Raw genomic sequence first — 22249 nt, forward strand, 5'->3', positions numbered from 1 at the left:
TTGTTCTAAACACCCCGTTCCGCCAGGGCTTGTCGCGATAAAGAGAACGTGATTCACTCCGGCGTGCCGGGGCCTTTCCACCGAGAGGATTTCCGATGGGTACGCTCGGTTTCTGGAGATTGGCGCAGGCGGACCCCGAGTGGGTGGCCGCCGTCGACCCGGACGGCACCGAACACCGCGCCGGAGACCTGCTCGCCCGTGCCAACCGCCTCGTCCACGCCCTGAGGGGACTCGGTCTCAAGGCGGGCGACGGCATCTGCGGGCTCGTGCCCAACGGCTCCGACGGGCTCGTCCTCTATCTCGCCGCCCTGCAGGCCGGCTGGTACTACACGCCGATCAACTGGCACCTCACCGGCCCCGAGATCGGCTACATCGTCGCCGACAGCGAGGCGCGCGCCTTCTTCGTCCACGAGCGCTACGCCGAGGAGGGCATGCGCGGCGCCGCCGAGTCGGGCATCCCCGCCGAGCGCGTCTTCACGTTCGGGCGGGTCGAGGGAGCAGTCGATGGAGCAGGCGAGGGAGCACGGTCCGTCGCGGAGCTGACCGAGGGGCAGCCGGACACCGCCCCCGCCGACCGCACGGCGGGCGCCACCATGCACTACACCTCCGGCACCACCGGCAAGCCCAAGGGCGTGCGCCGCCCGCTCAGCGGCCTGGACCCGGACGAGGCCGCCGGGCTGATGACGTTCCTGCTCACCCTGTTCGGCATCACCCCGGGCAAGGAGAACGTCCACCTGGTCACCTCGCCGAACTACCACACCGCCGTCACCCAGTTCGGCGGGACGGCCTTGCAGATGGGGCACACCCTCGTCTACATGGACAAGTGGGACGCCGAGGAGACGCTCCGGCTCTGCGAGAGGTACCGGGTGACCAACTCGCACATGGTCCCCACCCACTTCAAGCGCCTGCTCGCGCTCCCCGCCGACGTGCGGTCCAAGTACGACCTCTCCTCGCTCAGGTGGATGATCCACGCCGCGGCCCCCTGCCCGGTCCCCGTCAAGTGGGCGATGTTGGAGTGGTGGGGCGACTGCATCTACGAGTACTACGCGGCCACCGAGGGCGGCGGCACCATCGCCACCCCGGAGGGCTGGAGGAGTCATCCCGGCACCGTCGGCACCGCCTGGCCGATCAGCGAGCTGCTCATCGTGGACGAGAACCTCGAGCCCGTCCCGACTGGGACCCCCGGCACCATCTACATGAAGATGCTGGGCGTCCGGTTCGAGTACAAGGGCGACCCGGCGAAGACCGCGGCCAACCGGCTGCGCGACCACTTCACCGTCGGCGACATCGGCTACCTGGACGAGGACGGCTACCTCTTCCTCTGCGACCGCAAGGCCGACATGATCATCTCCGGTGGGACCAACATCTACCCGGCCGAGATCGAGAACGAGCTGATGGTCCACCCCAAGATCGCCGACGTGGCCGTGTTCGGCATCCCCGACGAGGAGTGGGGCGAGCAGATCAAGGCCGTGGTCGAGCCCGCGGCCGGTGTCGTCCCCTCGCCCGAGCTGGCGGACGAGCTCATCGAGTCGCTGCGGGGCCGCCTGTCGAGGATGAAGTGGCCCAAGTCCGTCGACTTCATCGCGGAGATGCCCCGCGAACCCAACGGCAAGCTCCTCAAACGCAAGCTGCGTGACCCGTACTGGAAGGGACACGAACGTGCCATCTAGCGAAGACACCCAGGCGCCGCTACGGGCGCGGCACGTGCTGGAGTTCCCCGGCGGATACACGCGCACGACGGGACCGGTGATCGGGCGCTTCCTCACAGAGCTCCGCGACGGGCGGCTCGTCGGGGTCCGCACGGCGGGCGGGCGCACGCTGGTGCCGCCGCTGGAGTACGACCCGGAGACCGGCGACGCCGTGACCGGCGAGTTCGTCGAGGTCGGCCCCGCGGGCACCGTGGAGAGCTGGGCGTGGGTGACCACCCCCAGGAAGAACCACCCGCTGGACCGGCCGTTCGCCTGGGCCCTGATCCGGCTGGACGGCGCCGACACCTCGCTGGTGCACGCGGTGGACGCCGGGGACGTCAGGGCGATGCGCCCCGGGCTGCGGGTGCGCCCCCGCTGGCGGGCCGGGCGCACCGGGCACATCACCGACATCGAGAGCTTCGTCCCCGAGGTGACCAGGATCGTCTCCGAGGTGAGCGTCGAGTACTCCGTGACGCCCGGCCTGGCGCTGACCCGCTTCCTCCAGGGCGTCGCCGAGGGCGTCCTCGTCGGCTGCCGGTGCGGCACCTGCCACAAGGTCTACGTGCCCTACCGGCTGTCCTGCCCCGAGTGCGGGGTGGCGGTCACCGAGGAGGTGGTCGTCCCGGACACCGGCACGATCACCACCTTCGCCATCAACAACCTGCCCGACCCGCGGGCCCCCGAGGTGCCGTTCGTCTCGGCGTACATCCAGCTCGACGGCACCGACATCCCGATGATCGCCCTGGTCGGCGGGATCCCGGCCCACGAGGTGCGCCAGGGCATGCGGGTGCGGGCCGTGTGGGTGCCCGAGGAGGAGCGGACGACGTCCATGTCGAACATCAAGTGGTTCGCCCCCACCGGCGAGCCGGACGCGGAGCTGTAGATGCGGGAGATAGCGGTCGTCGCGTTCGCGCAGACCCGGCACAGTGCCGTCGACGAGGGACAGAGCGAGGCCGAGCTCATCCTGCCCCCGCTGGAGGAGGTGAGGGCGGCCACCGGGCTGCGGAGGTTCGGCTTCACCTGCTCGGGGTCGTGCGACTACCTGGCCGGCGCGCCGTTCTCGTTCGTCTCCGCGCTCGACGCGCTCGGCGCCTGGCCGCCGATCTCGGAGAGCCACGTCGAGATGGACGGGGCCTGGGCGCTGTACGAGGCCTGGGTCAGGCTCCAGCACGGCGACGTCGACTCGGCCCTGGTCTACGGCTTCGGCAAGTCGTCCCAGGGGGACCTGCGGGAGATCATGACGCTCCAGCTGGACCCGTACTACCTCGCCCCCCTCGGGCTGGACCAGGTCTCCTTCGCCGCGCTGCAGGCGTCGGCCACCGGGGCCGACCGGGCCGAGCTGGACGAGATCGTGCGGCGCAGCCGCGCCGACGGCCGGGCCAACCCGTTCGCCCTCGACCTGCCGGACCCCGCCGGGGAGGACGCGGAGGTCGCGCCGCTGCGGCCGTACGACATCGCCCCGATCACCGACGGCGCCGCCGCGGTGGTGCTGGCGGCCGGTGACCTGGCCAGGGAGCTGTGCGAGCGCCCCGCGTGGATAACGGGGATCGCCCACCGCATAGAGCCGCACTACCTGGGCATGAGGGACCTCGCCCGGTCGGCCTCCGCCGCCGACGCCGCACGCGCGGCGGGGGTCGGCAAGGGTGACGTCGACGTGGCCGAGCTGCACGTCCAGTTCAGCCACGAGGAGCTCATCCTGCGCGAGGCGCTGGAGCTCCCGGAGGACACCCACGTCAACCCGAGCGGCGGACCCCTCGCCGCGAACCCGGTCATGGCCACCGGTCTCATCAGGATCGGCGAGGCGGCCCGGCGCGTCATGGACGGCACCGCGGGCCGCGCCCTCGGGCACGCCACGAGCGGCCCCTGCCTCCAGCACAACCTCGTCACCGTGATGGAGGCTTGAGATGGGCAACCCCTGCGCTGTCATCGGTGTCGGCCAGACCCGCTACACGACCAAGCGCCGCGACGTCTCGCTCGCCGGGCTGGTCCGCGAGGCGGCCCTGCGCGCGCTGGAGGACGCGGGCCTGACCTGGAAGGACATCGACGCGGTCGTCATCGGCAAGGCGCCCGACCTGTTCGAGGGCGTGATGATGCCCGAGGCCTACCTCGCCGACGCGCTGGGCGCCGCGGGCAAGCCGATGATGCGGGTCCACACGGCCGGCTCGGTCGGCGGGTCCACCGCGCTCGTCGGCGCCTCGCTCATCCAGGGCGGCGTGCACGACCGGGTGCTGGTGGTGGCCTTCGAGAAGCAGTCGGAGTCCAACGCGACCTGGGCGCTCTCCACCCACCTGCCGTTCAGCGCCTCGCTGGTCGTCGGCGCGGGCGGCTACTTCGCCCCGCACATCCGCGAGTACATCCGCCGCTCCGGCGCCCCCGAGCACATCGGCCACCTGGTGGCCGTCAAGGACCGGCGCAACGCCCTGAAGAACCCGTACGCCCACCTGAGGATCCCCGGCATCGACCGGAAGATGGTCGAGTCGACCCCGATGCTCTGGGAGCCGATCCGCTACCTCGACACCTGCCCGTCCTCCGACGGCGCCTGCGCGATGGTTCTCGCCGCTGAGGACAAGCTCACCGGGAGCACCCCCGCCTGGGTGCTCGGCGCGGCGTCGCGCTCCGAGCCGATCTTCCGCGCGGGCCGCGACACGGTGAACCCGCAGGGCGGCAAGGACTGCGCGGCCGACGTCTACCGGCAGGCCGGGATCACCGACCCGCGCCGGGAGATCGACGTGGCGGAGGTGTACGTGCCCTTCTCCTGGTACGAGCCGATGTGGCTGGAGAACCTCGGCTTCGCCGCCGAGGGGGAGGGCTGGAAGCTCACCGAGTCCGGGGCCACCGCCCTGGACGGCGACATCCCGTGGAACGCCTCGGGCGGCGTGCTGTCGAGCAACCCGATCGGCGCCTCCGGGCTGATCCGGTTCGCCGAAGCGGCGCTCCAGGTGCGGGGGATGGCTGGGGAGCACCAGGTGGACGGCGCCAGGCGGGCCCTCGGGCACGCGTACGGGGGAGGCGCGCAGTTCTTCGCGATGTGGATGGTCGGCAGCGACAAACCCTGATCCCCCAGGAGGGGTGCGAATGGAGTTCAACCACGCGGATCTGTTCGAAGGGATCGCCGACGCGGTCGGGAACCGCACGGCCGTCGTCTGCGGCGACCGCCGCGCGACCTACGCCGAGCTGGACGCGCACGCCAACCGACTCGCCCACTTCCTCCAGAGCAGGGGCGTGCGCCCCGGGCAGCACGTCGGGATCCACCTGTGCAACGGCATCGAGTACGTGGCCGGGCTGCTCGCCACCCTCAAGATCCGGGCGGTGCCGGTCAACGTGAACTACCGCTACGTCGAGGCGGAACTGCTCTATCTCTACCGGGACTCCGACATCGTGGCCCTGCTGTTCGACGTGGAGTTCGACGCCCGGGTGGCGGCCACGGCCCCGGACGCACCACTCCTGGAGCACCTGATCGCGGTGGGGGGACCGTCCCGGATCGAGGGCGCGGTGCCGTACGAGGAGGCGCTGGCCGGGCAGCCGGAGACGCGCGGGTTCCCCGAGCGGTCGGGCGACGACCTCTACATCATCTACACCGGCGGCACGACCGGCATGCCCAAGGGCGTGATGTGGCGCACCGAGGACCTGTTCTTCGCCTTCGGCGGCGGCAACCCCTACGGCGAGCCGCGCGCCACCCCGGGCGAGGTGATCGAGGCGGCCGCCGCCTCGGGCGAGATGACGATGCTGGCCGCGGCCCCGCTGATGCACGGCGCCGCCCAGATGGGCACGTTCATCACCTGGTGCATGGGCGGCACGATCGCGTACGTCCGAAAGTTCGACGCGGCCGAGGTGCTGCGGACGATCGAGCGGGAGAGGGTCCTCACGCTCAACATCACCGGGGACGCGATGGCCCGGCCGCTGGTCGAGGAGATCGCCACCGGCGCCTACGACCTGTCCTCGCTGTTCGCGCTGAGCTCCACCGGCGCGATTCTCAGCGGTTCGGTGCGCGAGCGGCTGGAGGAGCTGCTGCCCGGCAAGATGATCATCGACAGCTTCGGCTCCACCGAGTCCGGCTACACCGCCTCGGCCGTTCCGGGCTCCTCTCCCGAGTCCGGGCTGCGCTACCAGGCGAACCCCCAGGCCACGATGGCCGTGCTCAACGAGGTCCTCGAACCGGTCAAGCCCGGCTCGGACGAGCTGGGCACCGTCGCGCGGAGCGGTCGCATCGCCTCCGGCTACTACAAGGACGAGGCCAAGACGGCCCGCACCTTCGTGACGGACAAGGACGGGGTCCGCTGGCTGCTCACCGGCGACATCGCGAAGGTCGAGGAGGACGGCACCATCGCGATCTTCGGCCGGGGCTCCGCCTGCATCAACACCGGCGGGGAGAAGGTCTTCCCCGAGGAGGTCGAGGCGGTGCTCAAGGGCCACCCGGCGGTCTTCGACGCGGTCGTGACCGGCATCCCGGACGAGCGCTGGGGCAACCGGGTGGCGGCGGTGATCGAGCCGCGTCCCGGCGCGGCGCCGACCGCCGAGGAACTCCAGGCCCACTGCCGGGGGAAGATCTCCGGCTACAAGGTGCCCAGGGTCTTCGCCTTCGTCGACGAGATGGTCCGCTCCCCGGCGGGCAAGGCCGACTACCGCTGGGCGAGGACGACCGCCGAGGCCGCCCGTTCCTGACGGTTTCGCCGGTCCCGGTCGGAAAGGTTTCGCCGGTCCCGGTCGGAAAAGGGGCCGGAGCCGGAAAGGGCCGCAGCCGCGAGGGCAGAGGGGAGGGCGCGCGGGGGAGGGCCCGTGGCCCGGTGAGGCGTGAACCGCCCGGGTGGCCGATCCGTTCCTGAGGTGTGATGCGTTTTCTGCGGACCGTCGTCCTGCTCCCGTTCCTCCTCGTGGCCGGCTGCTCGGGGAACGGCACCACCGCCGCCGTCGAGACCGCCCCGCCCGCCGGGGAGAAGCCGGGTGACGTCGTCGTCCGGTACGTCAGCTGCGGCGGGATGACCTGCGAGGGCAGTGACAGCATGAGCGTCACCGCCGACGGGCGGGCCGTCTCGCTGCGCGACGGGGAGCTGGTCGTCGTCCCGCTCCCGGAGGCCGAACTGCGCGACCTGCGGGCCGGGCTCGTCACGTCCCTGGAGGGGCGGGAGGGCACGCTCGACCGTACCGAGGGGGCCACCGACCAGCCCTTCGCGGTCGTCACCGTGGTCGACTCCGGCGGGAAGAAGCACGAGACCCGGCTGGAGGGGACGCCGACGGCGGAGGACGAGCCGATCGTCGCCGCGACCGGGCGCCTCTCGAAGCTGACCGCCCGGATCCGCTCCACCGGCACGCCCGACGTCACCGCGCCGATCACGGTGACGATGTACGAGGACCCGAGCACCCGGCCCATCCGTCAGGCGACCTGGCCTGAAGGCATCAAGACGCCGATCGAGGCCGCGACCGGCGGCAACTTCGGCACCCTGACCTACCGGGGAGACGAGGCGACGACGCTGCGCGCCGCCCTGGGCAGGGCGGGGGACAACGTGACGGTGACCGCCGGGGGCAAGACCCTGATCGCCCGCTGGGAGGCGGTGCTCCCGTGATTTCGAGTGAAACCCGCGTACCGGCCCCGTGACGTGACGGATTGTGTTCAGGGGGGAGCCGGTGCCGGATACCGGGACAGGCGTCGTCGACTTTCGCGTTCGGCTACCGTACTTGCCCGGTCAGCACCTGCCGCCAGATCTCCCGCGCCTCGCGGAGCGTCCACCGCCCGGTGAAAGCGTGCTCTGGCGGCCTGTTCCGGATCACCCTGTGGATCATGTAGAGGCCACAGCACGAGATCAGCTCGTAGAAGACCGTCCGGCAGGAGCACGTGTGCTCCACGACGCGGTAACGCCCCTGCGGTACCGCATCCCAGTCGAGCGCCCGGCACTCCGAGGTGACACGTACCGGGTGCGGGCTGATACCGGGGCAGGGCCATTCGTTACGGGCGTCCAGATCGCCGCTTGGGGTGTCGGGGGTGGTCGTCATCGCGTGCTCCCCTCTGAGGTGCGAAGGGCCGGGCGACGACTCCCGGCCCCCGCGCCTCACCCCGCCGCGACCCCTGGTCATGCACCACCGCTTGCGGGGAGTGTGAGCGCGACGGCACAGGAGGCTGGTCGCCGTGCCGCCGCGCTGCTCATGAAGCCGTGGTCGGCTCGGTGTCGTGCTCGCCGAGTCGCTGGGCGATCCGGCGTGCGACCTGCGGCACGTCGTCGGCCGGAGCGTGGTCGGCGGGCTCCTCCAGGTGGACGGTGCCCCAGCAGAAGAACATGCCCTCGCGATCGGCCCAGACGGTCAGCGTGCCGGAGCCGATCACCAGGCGGGGCTGGCCCTCGTCGTAGGCGATGGCGGGATAGATCCGGTGGTCGTGCAACTCGGTTCGTAGGTGCTGGAGTGCGGAGATGGCGCCGGGCCGCCAGGTGGCCGCGCCGAGCCGGTCGCCTGCCGGTGTGCCGTAGGACGGGATCATGTCTGCTTCCTTCCGGTCAGCGTGGGGCGACATCGCCGGCATCGTCGGGCAGGAGCGCGTCGGCCAGTAGCGGCAGCTCGCTTCCCAGCACGCCGGCGGCGGGGCGGGCGCGCAGGATCCGGTAGTGCTTGGCGAGCTGTTCGGCGGCGAGGGGCAGCGTCAGTTCGGAACTGAGCAGCGGGCTGCCGGAATTACTGAGTTCGGGGCCGGTCCACCAGAACGTCTCGCCGTCGGTGTAGGCCAGGAGCCCGAGAAAGACGGACACGATGGCGTTGCCGGAGCGCAGCTCGTGGACGTCGGCCGAAATGCCGTGGACATCATCCAGGATGGCGGCGAGTTCCTCGGCGCGGCGAACGGCGGGCGACCGTTCGGTGACGGGAGGCGTGGCGGCGAAGCGGCCACAGCCGCTCACTGCAGTCTGGTCGAGAACCGGAGCATTAGGGTTGTTCACGGGTCAGGAGGACCTTCCTGATCAAGGGGCCCGTCCTGGCGTGCAATGCCATGGACGGGCTTCGTCTTTTCATGGCGACTCCATGAGAACGCTGCGTGATTGCTTCACAACAGGGGACACTTTGGATGGGGCGGATACCCCCCTGCATCCCCTGTGTCCTTGAGGTGCGCGCATGAATGATCTTCCTGTGTGGGCCGTGCGGTTGCGCGAAGAGCGGCGGTCGCGGAAATGGTCCCCGAAGGAGGTGTCCCGGCAGCTGATCGGTGCGGCAAGCGGCCGTACCCGGGCACACATGCCGACTCACGAATCGTTGGCCCGCATGGTCCGCACATGGGAGGCCGCCAAGCATCGGCCGAGCGAACCTTACCCGCAGCTGCTTGCGCAGATCTTCGAGGTCACCGAGGGGGAGTTGTTCGCCGACCCGCCGGATGCCGCCGACTCGGGGGAAGTGTCCGAGGGTAGTCTCATTCGGAAGGCGTCAGATGGAGACGACGACATGGAACGCCGACGACTTTTGCAGCTTGCCGCCGCCAGTGCCGGGATCGGGATACTCGGCGCTTCCGGTGAGCCGGTTCGCCAACTCCTCGACCTATCTCTCGACCATGGTTTCCGAAGCGGCGAGGAGTGGGAGATGTCCGCCGCTGACCACTTGTATGCGCTTCGGACCCGGCCTCCCGCGCAGGTGGCGGCCGATCTGATCATCGACCTGCTCACGGTGCGGCGGCAGATGGAGGCGTCGTCTCCAGCCGAGGTGACCGAGCTGCAGCGGACCCTGGCCATGCTGGCCAGCATTCACGCCAACGCGCTGACCCGCCTGGGTGACCATGGGGCCGCCGTTCGGTGGTGGCGTACCGGACGGAGCGCGGCCGACGCCTCCGGGGATCGGGAGCTGCGTTTGCTGGTTCGTGCCGAGGAGGCAGGCCACGGGCTCTACGGGCAGCGCGCCCCGGAGACGGTCATGCGCCTCGTCAACAACGCGGAGCAGATCGCCGGCGGCCCCTCCGTCGACTTGATGACCACCCGGGCGAAGGCCCTCTCCCTGCTCGGCAAACACGCCGAGGCGCGTGAGACGTTGGACGTTCTTGTCGGGCTGACGGAGAAGGGGGTCCGCGGGGATTCGCTCGGCTTCTGGAAAGAAAACCAGATCTACTTCGCGCAGAGCTGGGTCTATGCCGGTGCGGGCGATGAGGCCAGGGCGGGCGCGGCCCGGGAGAACGTGCTCAGGCTGACCGGCGACTACCAGTACAAGGCCAATGTCGCTCTGCACGAGGCGCTCTGCACGGTCGTCCAGGGCGCCGTTGACGAGGGGGTCCGTCGGGCGGCGGCGGTGATAGATCCTCTCCCGGTCGCCTACCGCAGTAATCACATCATCGAGACCGGCCGAATGCTGCTGCGCGCCGTCCCGCTCGATCAGCAGGACCGCCCGGCCATCGGCGAGCTTCGTGAAGTGCTGGCCATCGAGGCCACGACGTAGTTTCCGGCCGCGAGAGCGCAGCACTTTGTCCAGCCGGTACGAGGCTGGGCGACGTCGTAATGGTCGGCATGCGATCGTGGCCGTGACTCATAGTGGCCGAGTGCCGGAACTGCGCCGACAGACCAGCATGCGCAGCCTCGCACTGGACCGCCGGGCTCACCCAGACGCACCGCCGTCATCCAGGGGCTGACCAACTCGTGGAATTCTGGCCCCGTTGATGGCTGCGTCAAACACATCAAAATGATCAAAAGGCAGGTGCTCGGACGGGCTGACCTGCATATTCTGCGGAAACGAATTCTGCTCACCACCCAGCGCGGATGAATCTGGAGCCGCATCCATCATGAAATGTGGGCCGGATCCTCATCGGACCGTCATGGCCAGACGGGTCCGCGCTTTAGCAGACGTACCCCGCTGCACCTCGACCGCGCTGATGGACGATACGCCGACCTCAGGTTGGTGACCGCGCCGCAAAACCCCTGTTCGCTTCGCAGATCCGGCGGTGACGGAATCTATCTTTCCCGTTACTGAAAAGGACCTTTACATATGATCGCGACACGTGTGATGATCACTCTGTTTTGATACATATGTTCGAAAGGATCGAGTGAATCCATCACACACAGTGTCCGGCTTATCCAGCCGGACGCGCCGTCGCGCTGCCTTGATCGCGGCCCTGACCATGCCGCTCTCGCTGATGAGCGTGCCCGCGATCGCCCAGGGCCCCACGCCACCACCCCCCACTACTCCCGCCCCCGCCACTCCTGCCCCCACGACCCCGCCGAGCGCCCCCGCCACGCCCACCGGCAAAGCGCTGGCGCAGGCCAAGAAGGACAACCGGCGCATCGAGATCGAGTCACTGCGCTCGGAGACGGCCACCTACTACGCCAACCCCGACGGCAAGACCTTGCGGATGGAGCAGTACCTGGAGCCCATCCGGGTCAAGAACGCGGGCGGCGGCGGCTTCACCCCGGTCGACACCACCCTCGTCGAGGCAGATGGAGTCATCAAGCCCAAGGCGGCCGAAGGCGGTCTGACGCTGTCCGCCGGCGGCAACATTGAAGCGATCAAGAGCAAGAGCGGTGACATCTCCGCCCGGATCGACGCTCCGCGCACCCTGCCCAAGCCCACGCTCAACGGCAGCACCGCCACCTACCCCTCCGCCTACGGCAAGGGCGTCGATCTGGTCGTCACCGCCACCGCGACCGGGTTCCGCCAGCAGATCGTCATCCGGGAACGCCCCACTGGACCGGTGACCTTCCGCGTCCCGGTGGATCTGCCCAAGGGCATCTCCTTTACTAAGAACGCCAAGGGGCAGCCGACGCTGAAGAGCGACGACGGCAAGCACAGCCTCGACATCCGGCCCGCGGCGCTGCTGGACGCGGCCGCGGCCGACGCGAACGCCGACCTCGGCGCCGTCCGGGTCGGCAGGGCACAGGTGGGCCTGGACGGCTCGGCGCTGGTCTACAGCCCCGATCAGTCCTTCCTCGCCGACCCGGCAACGACCTATCCGGTGACCATGGCCGCCGTCGACGACGACTGGTACGAATGCACCCTGGGCGACACCGTCGAGCCCTGTCCTCCCGGCGATCCGATGGACACGTACATCAACGACGTGGACCTCACCGACAGCTGGGACATGCACTACCGCGACCAGATGTGGGTCGGCAAGTCCTACTCCAGCAACATCGCCAAGCGCTGGCGCGCCTACATCCAGTTCCCGCTTCCCGGAGCAAGCGACCCCTTCTGGGGCTCCGAAATCCAGAACGCCGACCTGGAGCTGTGGAACTACCTGTCCAACGACTGCGGCGAATTCGTCGGATCTGGAATCACCGCCCGACGGGTCACCTCCGACTGGGACCAGCTGACCCTGCGGTGGTCCGCCCAGCCGTCGGTCACCAGCGTGGGTGCGGACAACGAGCCCGGGGCCTACAGTCCCGACTGCTCCGGTTCGATGAACTATGAGCACGACCTCATCCACTCGGTCGACACCATCGTCCAGGAGTGGGCAAACGGAGAGACGAACTACGGATTCCAGCTCACCGCGGGTAACGAATCCGAACTGCGAAACTGGCGCCGCTACCGCACCCGGGAACAGACCAGTGGCTATCCCGCCCACGGTCCCCGGCTCACGGTCGACTTCGAGCCCCCGGCCCCTCGCCGGCGCGAGACAGTCGTCATCGCGACCCCCGAGCTCCTGGGCACGTTTCCCGAGTACGAGGAGGCGATCGAGCGGTCGACGTACACGCCGGACAGCTTCGACGAGGTCGCGTCGATAGGACTCAGCCCGGAGATCGCGGCCAAGGCCGAGACGCAGCGTAACGGGCAGCCATATTTCGTCGGGACGGACAAGCTGGACCTCCCAGAGCAACCCGTGGAAGCGGACGAGCCCACGGACCCGGACGGAGAGGACACTCTTGTGCCCCGCGTGGTCGGCCATGAGCCCGCGGCCGACGCCACAGATGTGCCTCTCGACGCCAAGGTGCAGGTCACGTTCTCCGAACCGGTCGGCGGCGCGGTGGTATCTGTGAAAACGGCACAGGGCACGGCGATTACCGGCACGACGGCGCGCGACAGTACCGAGAAGATCGTGACGTTCAGTCCGCAGGATCCGCTGAAGCCGGGCTTGACGTACACGGTCGAGGTCTCAGAGGCGATCGATTCGTCGGAAAACGCGATGGACCCCTACACCTGGTCCTTCACCACGCTGCAGCAAGCGGCGGGCCACTGGACCTTCGACGAAGGAGACGGCCGAACGACCGCCGACTCCTCCGGGAATGATCACGATGCGAGCTTGAACGACACAGCGGCGTGGATCGTCGGCAAGAACGGGAACGCGATCTCCAACACGCCGTCGCAGGCGCGGATCGCCGCCTCCCGGGCAGCGGCCCAGCAGGGCAAGGCCGTCGAGGTCGCCGACGAGACGACCTCGACCGGCATCACCCACGCGCAGCCGGACGGGAAGACGTTCAAGACCGAGGTCACGGCCGGTCCGGTACGGGCCAGACACGGCGGCGGCTGGGTGCCGATCGACACCACCCTGGTCGAACAGGGCGGCAAGCTGCGGCCCAAGACCCTCGCCGAGGGCGCGGTCGTGGACATCTCCGCCGGCGGCACGGATCCGTTCGTGAAAATGTCCGCCGATGGCAAATCGTACGCGCTGCGCTGGCCGACACCGCTGCCCAAACCGACGGTCAAGGGCAGTGTGGCCACCTACACCGACGCGGCGGGGGCCGGGGCGGATCTGGTGGTGACGGCGTTGCCGAGCGGGTTCCGGCATGAGGTGGTGCTGCGCCATCGGCCCGCCAAGCCGGTGGAGCTGCGGATCGGCGTCGAGGACGAGGGGCTGACCTTGTCCGAGGGCAAGGACGGCCGGCTGCTGCTGAAGGGCAAGGACAACAAGCTGGTCGCTGCCGGGACGCGGCCGATCGTCGCGGATGGCACCGCCCAGGGCAAGCTCTCGCCGGCCAAGCGCGGGAAGGCCGCCGGTGACATGGTCTCCAAGGGCGGCCGTACGGAACTGGTGGTCAAGCCGGACCAGGCGTTCCTGGCAGACGCCGGCACCGTCTACCCGGTGCGGGTGGCCGCGGCGGTGACGTTGCCGCTCAGCGCCGACGTCGATACCAGCACGAATGACTCCGACGGCTCGCCCGCCCTGCCAGACATTCCGGTCATGATGGCCGGCACGGCGACGGGCGGATTGAAGACCCGGGTCCATCTGCGATTCGACACTATGGGCCTGCAGGGCAGCACGGTGACCGACGCCAAGCTGTCGATGAACACCATCGACAGCCACAACTGCGGCGCCGCACTCGCCAACGGCATCCAGGTCGCCCGCCTCACCGGCGCGTGGGACCCGGACAACCTGTACTGGGCCAACAAGCCCGCCCTCACCACCGAGGACGCCTCCACCAACTTCAAGGGCGTCGACCAGACCTGCGCCATCTATCCGGACATCATGGACTGGAACGTCACCGGCATCGCCCAGGACTGGGCCGCCGGCGCCGCCAACCACGGGCTGGTGCTCAAGTCACCCGGCGAGACGAACATCAACAACTACCGGGTGTTCACCTCCTCAGAAGACACCGACTTCAACCTGCCGCCCAAGCTGACCATCACCACCAGTGGCCCGGCCTCGAAACCGGCCGTCTCCGCCCCGGCCGTCACACCGGCGCACACGGCGGACGGCACCACCGTGACCAGCTCGCTCACCCCGCGGTTAGCCGCGACGGTCACCGACTCCGCGGGCGGCAACCTCACTGGCCAGTTCGAGGTCGAGCACGACCCGGCCGCGACAGGGCAGGGCAGCGGCCAGATCTGGACCGGCACCTCACCGGCGGTCGCCTCCGGCGGCCAGGCCACCACCAGCGTCCCGGCCGGGAAGCTGACCGACGGCTGGAAGATCCGCTGGCGCGTCCGCGGGGCCAACGCCACCGCCTCGACCACCTCGGCCTGGACGGACTGGCAGACAGCCACGGTCGACGTGCCCAATCCGACGGTCGGCGCCTTCCAGGTCACCCCCTCCCAGCAGGTGAACGGCACGACCGTGACCACCAGCCTGACCCCGGCCCTGCACACCGCGGTCACCGACCCGGCCGCCCAGCCGGTACGGGCGGACTTCGAACTCGAGCACGACCCGGCCGCGACCGGGCAGGGCACCGGCCAGATCTGGGCCGGCGGTGTGGGCAGCGTCACCTCCGGCACCCAAGCCTCGGCCACCGTCCCCGGCGGGAAGCTGACCGACGGGTGGAAGGTGCGCTGGCGGGTCCGCGCGGTCAACACGGCCACCACCGTCGGCTCGCCGTGGTCGGATTGGCAGAACCTGACCGTGGACGTGCCGGACCCGGTCTCCGAACCGGCCGTGGGCGCGCTCCAGGTCACCCCGTCCGAGCAGGTGGCCGGCACCACCGTCACCCCCACCCGCACCCCGGCACTGCTGGCGCAGGTGATCGACCCGGCAGGCAAGCCGCTGCGGGCCGAGGCCGAGATCGAGCACGACCCGGCCGCCACCGGACAGGGCAGCGGCCAGATCTGGACCGGCAGCGCCGACAACGTGCCAGCAGGCACCCAAGCGAGCATCACCGTCCCGGCGGACACGCTGATCGACAGGTGGAAGGTGCGCTGGCGCGCCCGCGCGGTCTCCGCCACCACCGCCTCCGCCTGGTCGAACTGGCAGTCGCTGACTGTCGTATTGCCCAAGCCCACCGCGACCGGCCTGACCGTCACCCCGTCCAAGGTGGTGGACGGCGTGACGGTGAGCACCAAGCTCACTCCCACTCTGCAGGCCACCCTTACACACCCGACCGGCCAGGCACTGCGCGCCGAAGCCGAGATCGAGCACGACCCGACCGCCACCGGACAGGGCAGCGGCCAGATCTGGACCGGAAACGCGGACAACATCGCCTCGGGCACCCAGGCGAGCCTCATCGTTCCCGACGGGAAGCTGGCCGACGGGTGGAAGGTGCGTTGGCGCCTGCGCGCGGTCGCCGGTGACGCCTCCTCGGCCTGGTCGGACTGGCAGCAGGTCACCGTCGACGTCACCCAGCCCGGAGAGGAGCCCCTGGCGCAGACGGCCCGACCGGTGATTCGCACCGACCAGAGCTTCACCGTCGCCGCCTGGCTGCGATGGAGCGACAAGGACGGCGACTACACCGTAGCCGAGCAGCGAGGCGCCCACCAGGCGCCCTTCCGGCTCGGCAACACTGCCGACCACGGCCTGGTGTTCACTCTCACCAACACCGACACTGCCGATGCGACGGCCGAGGGTGTTCTGTCCGACGTCGAACCACCCGTCGGCGAATGGTTCCACCTAGCGGGCGTGTACGACGCCACGGCCAAGACCGCCTCGCTGTACCTCAACGGAACCCTCGTCAAGACCGCCCCTGTTGGCTTCACGACGTGGAATGCGGACACCGCCATGACGCTCGGCAGCAGGATGCGGGGCGACCTCGACGAAGCTCAGATCTATCAGCGGTCATTCGACGCCGCCGAGATCGCCGCTCTGCCGACGGCCCCGGCCGCTCGGAAGGAGTCCTCGGCGGCGCCCACGTCGGCGGCGGCGCTCAACTACAACTTCAATTACGAGCACATTAATCTGCAGAACTGCAAGGACACCGGGGGATTCGACTACAAATACTTCCAGGCGCGTATCCAGCAGAAGCCCTATGTCTCCTGCTGGTCTGCCTATCTCTACGTCCAGGACTTCGAAGAAGACCCGATCAGCAGGACCATGCAGAAGGCCGCGACGAGATCCAACATCTACTCGTACCTGATCAAAGAGTTCGGCACCGCGATCTTCGAGGATGACGACCAGTTTAGGTTCCGGGCCACCTGGGTGATGCACAGCTATCTGGGCGACAAGACCGGCAACGCCATTCACCCGACACCATCAGGTGACCTGAGGCCGCAGGACATCAAGGTCTTCACCCGTCTCGACGAGATCGCGGTGGAGGACTCCACGGGCCGGGTCAAGCTGTCTTCGTCCCAGCTCACAGGGCTGAACATGGGAATAGGCGTAGAAGCGAAGGCGGAGGAGTCGAACGAGAGCTGCACGGTGCGCAGCGGAGACGCCCAGATAAAAGACGTTTCTGCATGGCACACCGATCCTGACGACGTGTTCATCATTCGAGCCGCCGCCTCCAACGCCGACCTCACCCCGAACTGCATCATCAAGCCGATGGCGACCGTCTGGGATGACCCGATAGAGCCATCCTGGTTCTACCTGTGGAGCCAGGCCGTCATAGACGAGCAGGGCCTGGAACGCGGCGTCCGGCGGAAGGGCGACACGGTCAACCGGAGAGAAGAGGTTTACGCGCCGTACTTCAGATGCGACTTCAAAACGTTCAAATCGAAGGCGGGGTGGCGTACGGGAGGCTGCATTAACCCCACGGCGAGCCGCATCTTCGAGATGTCCATGAGCAAGGACACGGCCTTTACTGAAATCACCCAGCACATCCAGGACGCATTGTATCCGGCGACGAATAAGTATTCGTTCCCGCCCATGAGAGAAGAAGAACACGACTGGGACGAGCCATCCTATCCCCCCGCCAAGATCGAGATAGGAACCCGAATAGCGAAGGACATACCAGGGAACTGGGCGGTCGCAGGAAGCGACCCGCTGGTCAGGGGGCCCAAGGACATCGATGACGTCAATCGGGGAGAGTGGTCCAACCGCGAGCTGTTCATGGACGTGGGCACGAATCGCTATAAGCATTGGCTCAAAGACAGGGGAACGAATTACTGTAAATACTACTTCTCCGAGAAATATCCGGCGCAGACCCATCCCGACTATCCTGCGCCGGCAATCTGGATGAATTGCGACGAGTACCCCTTCGCCACGACCAAGCAAGGAGCAGCCTCCGCGAACGGCCACTACTCCCTGCGTGCGGTGAGCGCCAAACAGAACCGCGCCCATGGGGATGCCCTGGGGGCCTTCTACGCGCATTACCGCGTAGGCTCGAACAACCCCTTCTGGGTGGCGATCGTAGACTAGCCGCTTTTCATAGTGACCATGATGAAGGGAGGGTGCCCATGGCCCCTCTCTTCATCGCTCAGACAGTGCCCGAAGCGTGCTCGTCAGGGGCGAACCCGTCAGGATCCAGAAGGTACTGAAAATTCCTGCTCGTAATTTTGAGCACAGCGGGGTCATGAAAGGGCTCAGGCCAGATCTGTAGGTGGTGAACCAGTGCTCCCGCGTGATCGTCCAGGCCTGTGACATGGAACCTGATGCGGTATGGTCCAGGACCGGCCGGTAGTGGGGTGAGGTCGTGGGTCCTGGGCTCATCCCAGTCCCACTCGAGCAGAACGATCCGGCCCGACAGGGACTCGAAACTGATCTCCACGGCGTCTTCATGGCTTTCGAGGTCGGCGCCCGGATCTCGATCGGCCACGACCACCGTGATGGGCACTTCCCCCATGTCGATGCCCATGTTCAGGGTGGCAAGGCCGGGTGTCACGCGGATGACGCCCACTGAAGAGGTGGGCGAGTCTTCGGAATCGCCTGACACATCTCCGTCCAGTAGTTCGTCCGCAAGGTAGACCCGCCCGTACCACACCTTGACTATTAAACGGCTGGTATCGACGGCGAACGGCTCTTCTCTGTCCATGCAGGCGAGTATAGAAAGCGACTTGACGGCGGAGCACCTGGTTCTCGTGATGGCCGCAGCAGCTCGCCGAGCAGGGCGACGGCGATCGTGTGGGGCTCAAAAACACGAATCATCGCCAGCGCTGACCGTTACGGGGGAAGCTCGCTGGAACGCGAACACCGCCATAACATTGGGCAGCAGGATGGTGGGCGATCTGGGCGAGGTTCAGATCTACCAGCGAGCCTTCAGCGCTGACGATGTCGCCGGCGTGTTCGCAGCGATCAATGCCCCGGCGCCGATAGTCGCGCCCGCGGTGCGGAGGGAAGCCCGGCCTACCCCGACCGCGGCTCAAACCGGGGCCCCTACGCGGGTTCGCCGCCCTGCCTCGCCGATGGGGCGTCGAGCGCATCCCGGACCGGATGCGAATGGAGTCGCGCTGGTTGGCCCCTGGTAAGGAAAGCGCTTACCTTAGGAGGATGGTCCGGCGTGGCAGGATCCGTTGAGGAAAGGCTTTCGTTTTGATCCACTCAATCGACCCCAGGACCGGCGAGTCCGTCGGCGATCCCTTCCCCCTGACCTCGGACGACGAGGTGGACGCGATCGTCGGGGCGGCTCTCGCCGCCGGGCCCGCCTGGCGTTCCGCGGACCGGGCGGCGGCGCTGGAGGCGGTCGCGGCGGCGCTGGAGGCGAACGTCGAGGAGCTCTGGCGGGCGGCCGACGCGGAGACCGCGCTCGGGGAGACCCGGCTGCGCGGGGAGGTGGGGCGGGCCGCCGGCCAGTTCCGGCTCTTCGCCCAGGTGCTGCGCGACGGCGGGCACGTGGAGGCGGTGATCGACCACGCGACGGCCCAGCCGCCCGTCCCCGACCTGCGGCGGATGAACCACCCGCTGCCCGGTGTGGCCGGGGTCTTCGCGGCGAGCAACTTCCCGTTCGCCTTCTCGGTCGCGGGCGGTGACACGGCCTCGGCGCTCGCCGCCGGATGCCCGGTGGTGGTCAAGGCCCACGACGGGCACCCGGCCACGTCGGAGCTGTCGTGGCAGGTCATCCGGCACGCCCTGCCCGACCCGGACCTGCTCGGCCTGGTCCGCGGGCTCGACGCGGGGAAGCGGCTGGCCGTGCACCCGTCCGTGGCGGCCGTCGGGTTCACCGGCTCCATTCCTGGGGGCAAGGCCATCCAGGCGCTCATCGCCGAGCGTCCCGACCCCATCCCGTTCTACGGCGAGCTGGGCAGCGTCAACCCCGTCGTCGTGCTGCCCTCGGCCGCCCGCGAGGGCCTCGCCGAGGGGTTCGCCGCCTCGCTCACCCTCGGCGTCGGCCAGTTCTGCACCAACCCCGGGCTGGTGTTCGTCCCCGACGACACCGAGCTCCTGGTGTCGGTCTCCGAGGCCGTCTCCGCGACCGTGGGCGGGCCGATGCTCACCGAGCGGATGCAGGGCGGCTACCTGCGCGGGCTGGCCAGGCTCGGCAAGCTCACCCCACTGGCCGAAGGACAGCCGGGGGAGGGGGCGTTCGCGGTGACCCCGCAGGTGTTCGTCACCGACCTCGCGACGTTCGCCGCCGACCTGCCCGATCTCGTGGAGGAGTGCTTCGGCCCGGCCGCCGTCGTGGTGGTCTACGACGACCCCGCGGACCTGCCCCCCGTACTGGAGAGGCTGGACGGCTCGCTGACCGCGACGATCCACGCGACCGACCCCGCCGAGGCGCGCGGGAGCGCCGAGGTGCTGCTCAAGAAGGCCGGACGGCTGATCTGGAACGGCTGGCCGACCGGGGTGGCGGTCCGCTGGGCGATGCACCACGGCGGTCCCTGGCCCGCCAGCACGGCCGCCGCCCACACCTCGGTCGGCGCCGCGGCGATCCGCAGGTGGCTGGTGCCGACCGCCTACCAGGACTGGCCGGCCGAGCTCCTGCCGCCCGAGCTGCGCGACGACAACCCGCCGGGCATCCCGCGCCGGGTCGACGGGGTCCTCGTCGCGGGACGCGCCTGACGTTTCCGCGGCCTGACGCCTGGCACCCCTGCCGTCGCCACTCCCGCCGTCTGACATCCCTGGCGTGACGTCCCCGCCGATCTCCGGGTGCCCGGAGATCGGCTCGACGGCGCCCCGGCGGATGGGGCACCGATCCGGGTTCACCGTTCCGCTCCCGCCGGGTCTCGGCCGCATGGGCGGACAGCCCCGGTCCCCGACGGTCGGCACCCGCGCTCACCTCGGCATGAGCGGTCAGTACGATGAGGGAAAGGCCGAGGTCACGTGCCGATGTGGACGCCGGGAGTGGTCGGAGGACCACGCGTCGCCGGGGCATCGGGCGGGGCATCGGCGCCTCCGGCTTCGCGGCCGCGCCGCGGGATGCGGCAGATCGCCGGGGGGATCCATCCGAGCGGCTCGCCGCCGGCCTCCGTGCCGGTCGACGCGGAGGAGGAGACATGCGCCTCGACAAAGATGTGCTGATCGTGGGTGCGGGCCCGGCTGGGCTCCTGCTCGCCGGTGATCTGGCCGAGGCCGGTGTCGACTGCACCGTGATCGAGCGGCGTGAACGGGAGTCGGAGCTCACCCGCGCGTTCGCCGTCCATGCCCGGACGATGGAGCAACTGGACGCCCGCGGCATCGCCGACGAACTGCTCTCGACCGGCCTTCGCAGCCCGGTCCTGCAGTTCCTGCGGATCGATCTGTCGCGGCTGCCGAGCCGCTACCCCCACGTCCTGGTGACGCCGCAGTACAACACCGAGCGGGTGCTTCGAGCGCGCGCCCTGGCCCATGGCGCCGAGATCCGGGAAGGCTGCGAGGTGACCGGGCTCCGGCAGGACGCCACCGGCGTCGAGGTGGAGGTGCGGGCCGCCGACGGCGCCGCGCGGACCCTGCGCGCGGCCTACGCGGTGGGCGCCGACGGAAGGAACAGCAAGGTGCGCGGGTTCCTCGGCCTGCCCTTCCCCGGCCGCTCGGCGGTGCGGTCGATGATGCTCGCCGACGTGCGGCTGGCCGAACCGCCGCGAAAGCCCGCGGCCATGGGGGCGGTGGGGGACGCCTTCGCACTCCTCGTGCCCTTCGGCGACGGCTGGTTCCGCGTCATCGCCTGGAACCGCCACCACCGGATGCCCGACAACGCGCCGGTCGGCCTGGAGGAGGTCCGCGAGGTCGCCCGCCGCGCGCTCGGCGGCGACTTCGGCATGCGCGATCCGCGCTGGCTGTCCCGCTTCCACAGCGACGAACGGCAGTGCCCGCGCTACCGCGTGGGCCGGGTGTTCCTCGTCGGGGACGCCGCCCACGTGCACTCTCCCGCCGGTGGGATGGGCATGAACACCGCCCTCCAGGACTCGGCCAACCTCGGCTGGAAACTCGCGGCCGTCCTGCGCGGCCGGGCCCCGGACGCTCTGCTCGACACCTACCAGGCCGAACGGTATCCGGTGGGACGCAGGGTGCTGCGGATGAGCGGTGCGCTGCTGCGCGGGGTGCTGACCACGCCGCGGGCGCTGTGCGGTGTCCGCGACCTCCTCGCCCGCACGGTACTGCGCTTCCCGCCGCTCGCCACGCGGCTGGCCCGGGCGATCTCCGGTATCGACATCGCCTACCCGGCCGCGGCCGGCGCGCACCCGCTCACCGGCAGGCGGGCTCCCGACCTGCCACTGACCGACGGGCGGCGGCTCTACGAGGCGCTGCGCGCCCGGCGGTTCGTCCTCGCCACCCCCGCGGACTCGCCGCTCCCCGCCTCGGTGACCGACGGCTGGGCCGAGGAGGTGGAGTTCGTGACCCCCTCAGGCCTGACCGATAAGGCCGTCCTGGTCAGGCCGGACGCCTACATTGCGTGGGCCACGTCCGAGCGGCGCCCGCGGTACCGCGCCGACGAGATCCGGCGAGCACTGGCCGACTGGTGCGGCACGGGCTCGGTCCACAGCCGTCGGCCTTCCCCGCGATAGGACGTCGCCGGGCGGCCCGGCCGGCGGTACGGCCCGAACACGCCATGGGGGACCCGGCCCGTCACCCCCGCGCCTCTCCGGCGCCGGGGCTGTTTCGGCTTGCCCCAAACTCCCTATTAAAACGTAATAACAAAAAGAGTCTTACCTGGGTGTGGTTCTGTCGGAAATGTCGCGTTAATCGA

15 protein-coding genes are annotated in these 22249 nt (G+C 69.3%); 10 read left to right on the forward strand and 5 right to left on the reverse strand.

Annotated elements, in window-relative coordinates:
• Positions 1-95 precede the first annotated feature (95 nt).
• The 6 genes from ACFFRH_RS07865 to ACFFRH_RS07890 all read left to right on the forward strand — a co-directional run bounded on the left by ACFFRH_RS07865 (position 96) and on the right by ACFFRH_RS07890 (position 7249).
• Positions 96-1670, forward strand: coding sequence for an acyl-CoA synthetase (locus ACFFRH_RS07865; RefSeq protein ID WP_344745271.1), 1575 nt, complete (start codon positions 96-98; stop codon positions 1668-1670).
• Positions 1660-2571, forward strand: coding sequence for a Zn-ribbon domain-containing OB-fold protein (locus ACFFRH_RS07870; RefSeq protein WP_386155302.1), 912 nt, complete (start codon positions 1660-1662; stop codon positions 2569-2571). The genes ACFFRH_RS07865 and ACFFRH_RS07870 overlap by 11 nt, the downstream gene beginning before the upstream one ends.
• Entirely contained in the window at positions 2572-3591 is a 1020-nt protein-coding gene (locus tag ACFFRH_RS07875) for a thiolase family protein (RefSeq protein WP_386155304.1), read from the forward strand.
• 1 nt (position 3592) lies between these two features.
• The gene (locus ACFFRH_RS07880; protein WP_344745273.1) at positions 3593-4744 is read left to right on the forward strand and encodes a thiolase family protein; all 1152 of its coding nucleotides are present in this window, start codon (positions 3593-3595) and stop codon (positions 4742-4744) included.
• A 19-nt stretch (positions 4745-4763) separates the two neighbouring features.
• On the forward strand, positions 4764-6350 hold the full coding sequence (locus ACFFRH_RS07885; RefSeq protein ID WP_344745274.1) for an acyl-CoA synthetase: 1587 nt from the start codon (positions 4764-4766) through the stop codon (positions 6348-6350).
• A 167-nt stretch (positions 6351-6517) separates the two neighbouring features.
• On the forward strand, positions 6518-7249 hold the full coding sequence (locus tag ACFFRH_RS07890) for a hypothetical protein (protein ID WP_344745275.1): 732 nt from the start codon (positions 6518-6520) through the stop codon (positions 7247-7249).
• A 103-nt stretch (positions 7250-7352) separates the two neighbouring features.
• Here ACFFRH_RS07890 and ACFFRH_RS07895 read toward each other — a convergent pair whose 3' ends face one another.
• From ACFFRH_RS07895 to ACFFRH_RS07905, 3 genes are all read right to left on the reverse strand, one after another.
• Positions 7353-7676, reverse strand: coding sequence for a hypothetical protein (locus ACFFRH_RS07895; protein WP_344745276.1), 324 nt, complete (start codon positions 7674-7676; stop codon positions 7353-7355).
• 148 nt (positions 7677-7824) lie between these two features.
• The gene (locus ACFFRH_RS07900; RefSeq protein ID WP_344745277.1) at positions 7825-8157 is read right to left on the reverse strand and encodes a hypothetical protein; all 333 of its coding nucleotides are present in this window, start codon (positions 8155-8157) and stop codon (positions 7825-7827) included.
• Between the two features lie 16 nt (positions 8158-8173).
• Positions 8174-8608: a hypothetical protein gene (locus ACFFRH_RS07905; RefSeq protein ID WP_386155308.1), complete on the reverse strand. Its 435-nt coding sequence runs from the start codon at positions 8606-8608 to the stop codon at positions 8174-8176.
• 172 nt (positions 8609-8780) lie between these two features.
• Between ACFFRH_RS07905 and ACFFRH_RS07910 the strand changes: the two genes are divergently transcribed.
• Entirely contained in the window at positions 8781-10082 is a 1302-nt protein-coding gene (locus tag ACFFRH_RS07910) for a hypothetical protein (RefSeq protein WP_386155310.1), read from the forward strand.
• Positions 10083-10238: 156 nt separating this feature from the next.
• Here the strand turns inward: ACFFRH_RS07910 and ACFFRH_RS07915 are convergent, their stop codons facing one another.
• A complete protein-coding gene (locus tag ACFFRH_RS07915; RefSeq protein ID WP_344745280.1) occupies positions 10239-10424 on the reverse strand; it encodes a hypothetical protein in 186 nt (61 codons plus the stop codon).
• A gap of 316 nt (positions 10425-10740) precedes the next feature.
• Between ACFFRH_RS07915 and ACFFRH_RS07920 the strand changes: the two genes are divergently transcribed.
• Positions 10741-17568, forward strand: a complete 6828-nt coding sequence (locus ACFFRH_RS07920) for a DNRLRE domain-containing protein (protein ID WP_386155312.1) — start codon at positions 10741-10743, stop codon at positions 17566-17568.
• 58 nt (positions 17569-17626) lie between these two features.
• Here ACFFRH_RS07920 and ACFFRH_RS07925 read toward each other — a convergent pair whose 3' ends face one another.
• Positions 17627-18181: a hypothetical protein gene (locus ACFFRH_RS07925; RefSeq protein WP_344745282.1), complete on the reverse strand. Its 555-nt coding sequence runs from the start codon at positions 18179-18181 to the stop codon at positions 17627-17629.
• 497 nt (positions 18182-18678) lie between these two features.
• Between ACFFRH_RS07925 and ACFFRH_RS07930 the strand changes: the two genes are divergently transcribed.
• A complete protein-coding gene (locus tag ACFFRH_RS07930; RefSeq protein WP_386155315.1) occupies positions 18679-20145 on the forward strand; it encodes an aldehyde dehydrogenase (NADP(+)) in 1467 nt (488 codons plus the stop codon).
• Positions 20146-20579: 434 nt separating this feature from the next.
• Positions 20580-22067 carry an FAD-dependent monooxygenase gene (locus ACFFRH_RS07935; protein WP_344745284.1) on the forward strand — a complete coding sequence of 496 codons (1488 nt, stop codon included), beginning with the start codon at positions 20580-20582 and terminating at the stop codon, positions 22065-22067.
• Positions 22068-22249: the final 182 nt, after the last annotated feature.

The organism is Streptosporangium vulgare (assembly GCF_042428775.1).
GTDB lineage: Bacteria > Actinomycetota > Actinomycetes > Streptosporangiales > Streptosporangiaceae > Streptosporangium > Streptosporangium vulgare.

Bases quoted from the DNA above. Each gene is read 5' to 3' on its own strand.
- ACFFRH_RS07915 (WP_344745280.1), bottom strand. From the start codon at position 10,424: ATGATGGATGCGGCTCCAGATTCATCCGCGCTGGGTGGTGAGCAGAAT.
- ACFFRH_RS07865 (WP_344745271.1), top strand. From the start codon at position 96: ATGGGTACGCTCGGTTTCTGGAGATTGGCGCAGGCGGACCCCGAGTGG.
- ACFFRH_RS07885 (WP_344745274.1), top strand. From the start codon at position 4,764: ATGGAGTTCAACCACGCGGATCTGTTCGAAGGGATCGCCGACGCGGTC.
- ACFFRH_RS07935 (WP_344745284.1), top strand. From the start codon at position 20,580: ATGCGCCTCGACAAAGATGTGCTGATCGTGGGTGCGGGCCCGGCTGGG.
- ACFFRH_RS07875 (WP_386155304.1), top strand. From the start codon at position 2,572: ATGCGGGAGATAGCGGTCGTCGCGTTCGCGCAGACCCGGCACAGTGCC.
- ACFFRH_RS07910 (WP_386155310.1), top strand. From the start codon at position 8,781: ATGAATGATCTTCCTGTGTGGGCCGTGCGGTTGCGCGAAGAGCGGCGG.
- ACFFRH_RS07880 (WP_344745273.1), top strand. From the start codon at position 3,593: ATGGGCAACCCCTGCGCTGTCATCGGTGTCGGCCAGACCCGCTACACG.
- ACFFRH_RS07890 (WP_344745275.1), top strand. From the start codon at position 6,518: ATGCGTTTTCTGCGGACCGTCGTCCTGCTCCCGTTCCTCCTCGTGGCC.
- ACFFRH_RS07895 (WP_344745276.1), bottom strand. From the start codon at position 7,676: ATGACGACCACCCCCGACACCCCAAGCGGCGATCTGGACGCCCGTAAC.
- ACFFRH_RS07900 (WP_344745277.1), bottom strand. From the start codon at position 8,157: ATGATCCCGTCCTACGGCACACCGGCAGGCGACCGGCTCGGCGCGGCC.
- ACFFRH_RS07925 (WP_344745282.1), bottom strand. From the start codon at position 18,181: ATGGACAGAGAAGAGCCGTTCGCCGTCGATACCAGCCGTTTAATAGTC.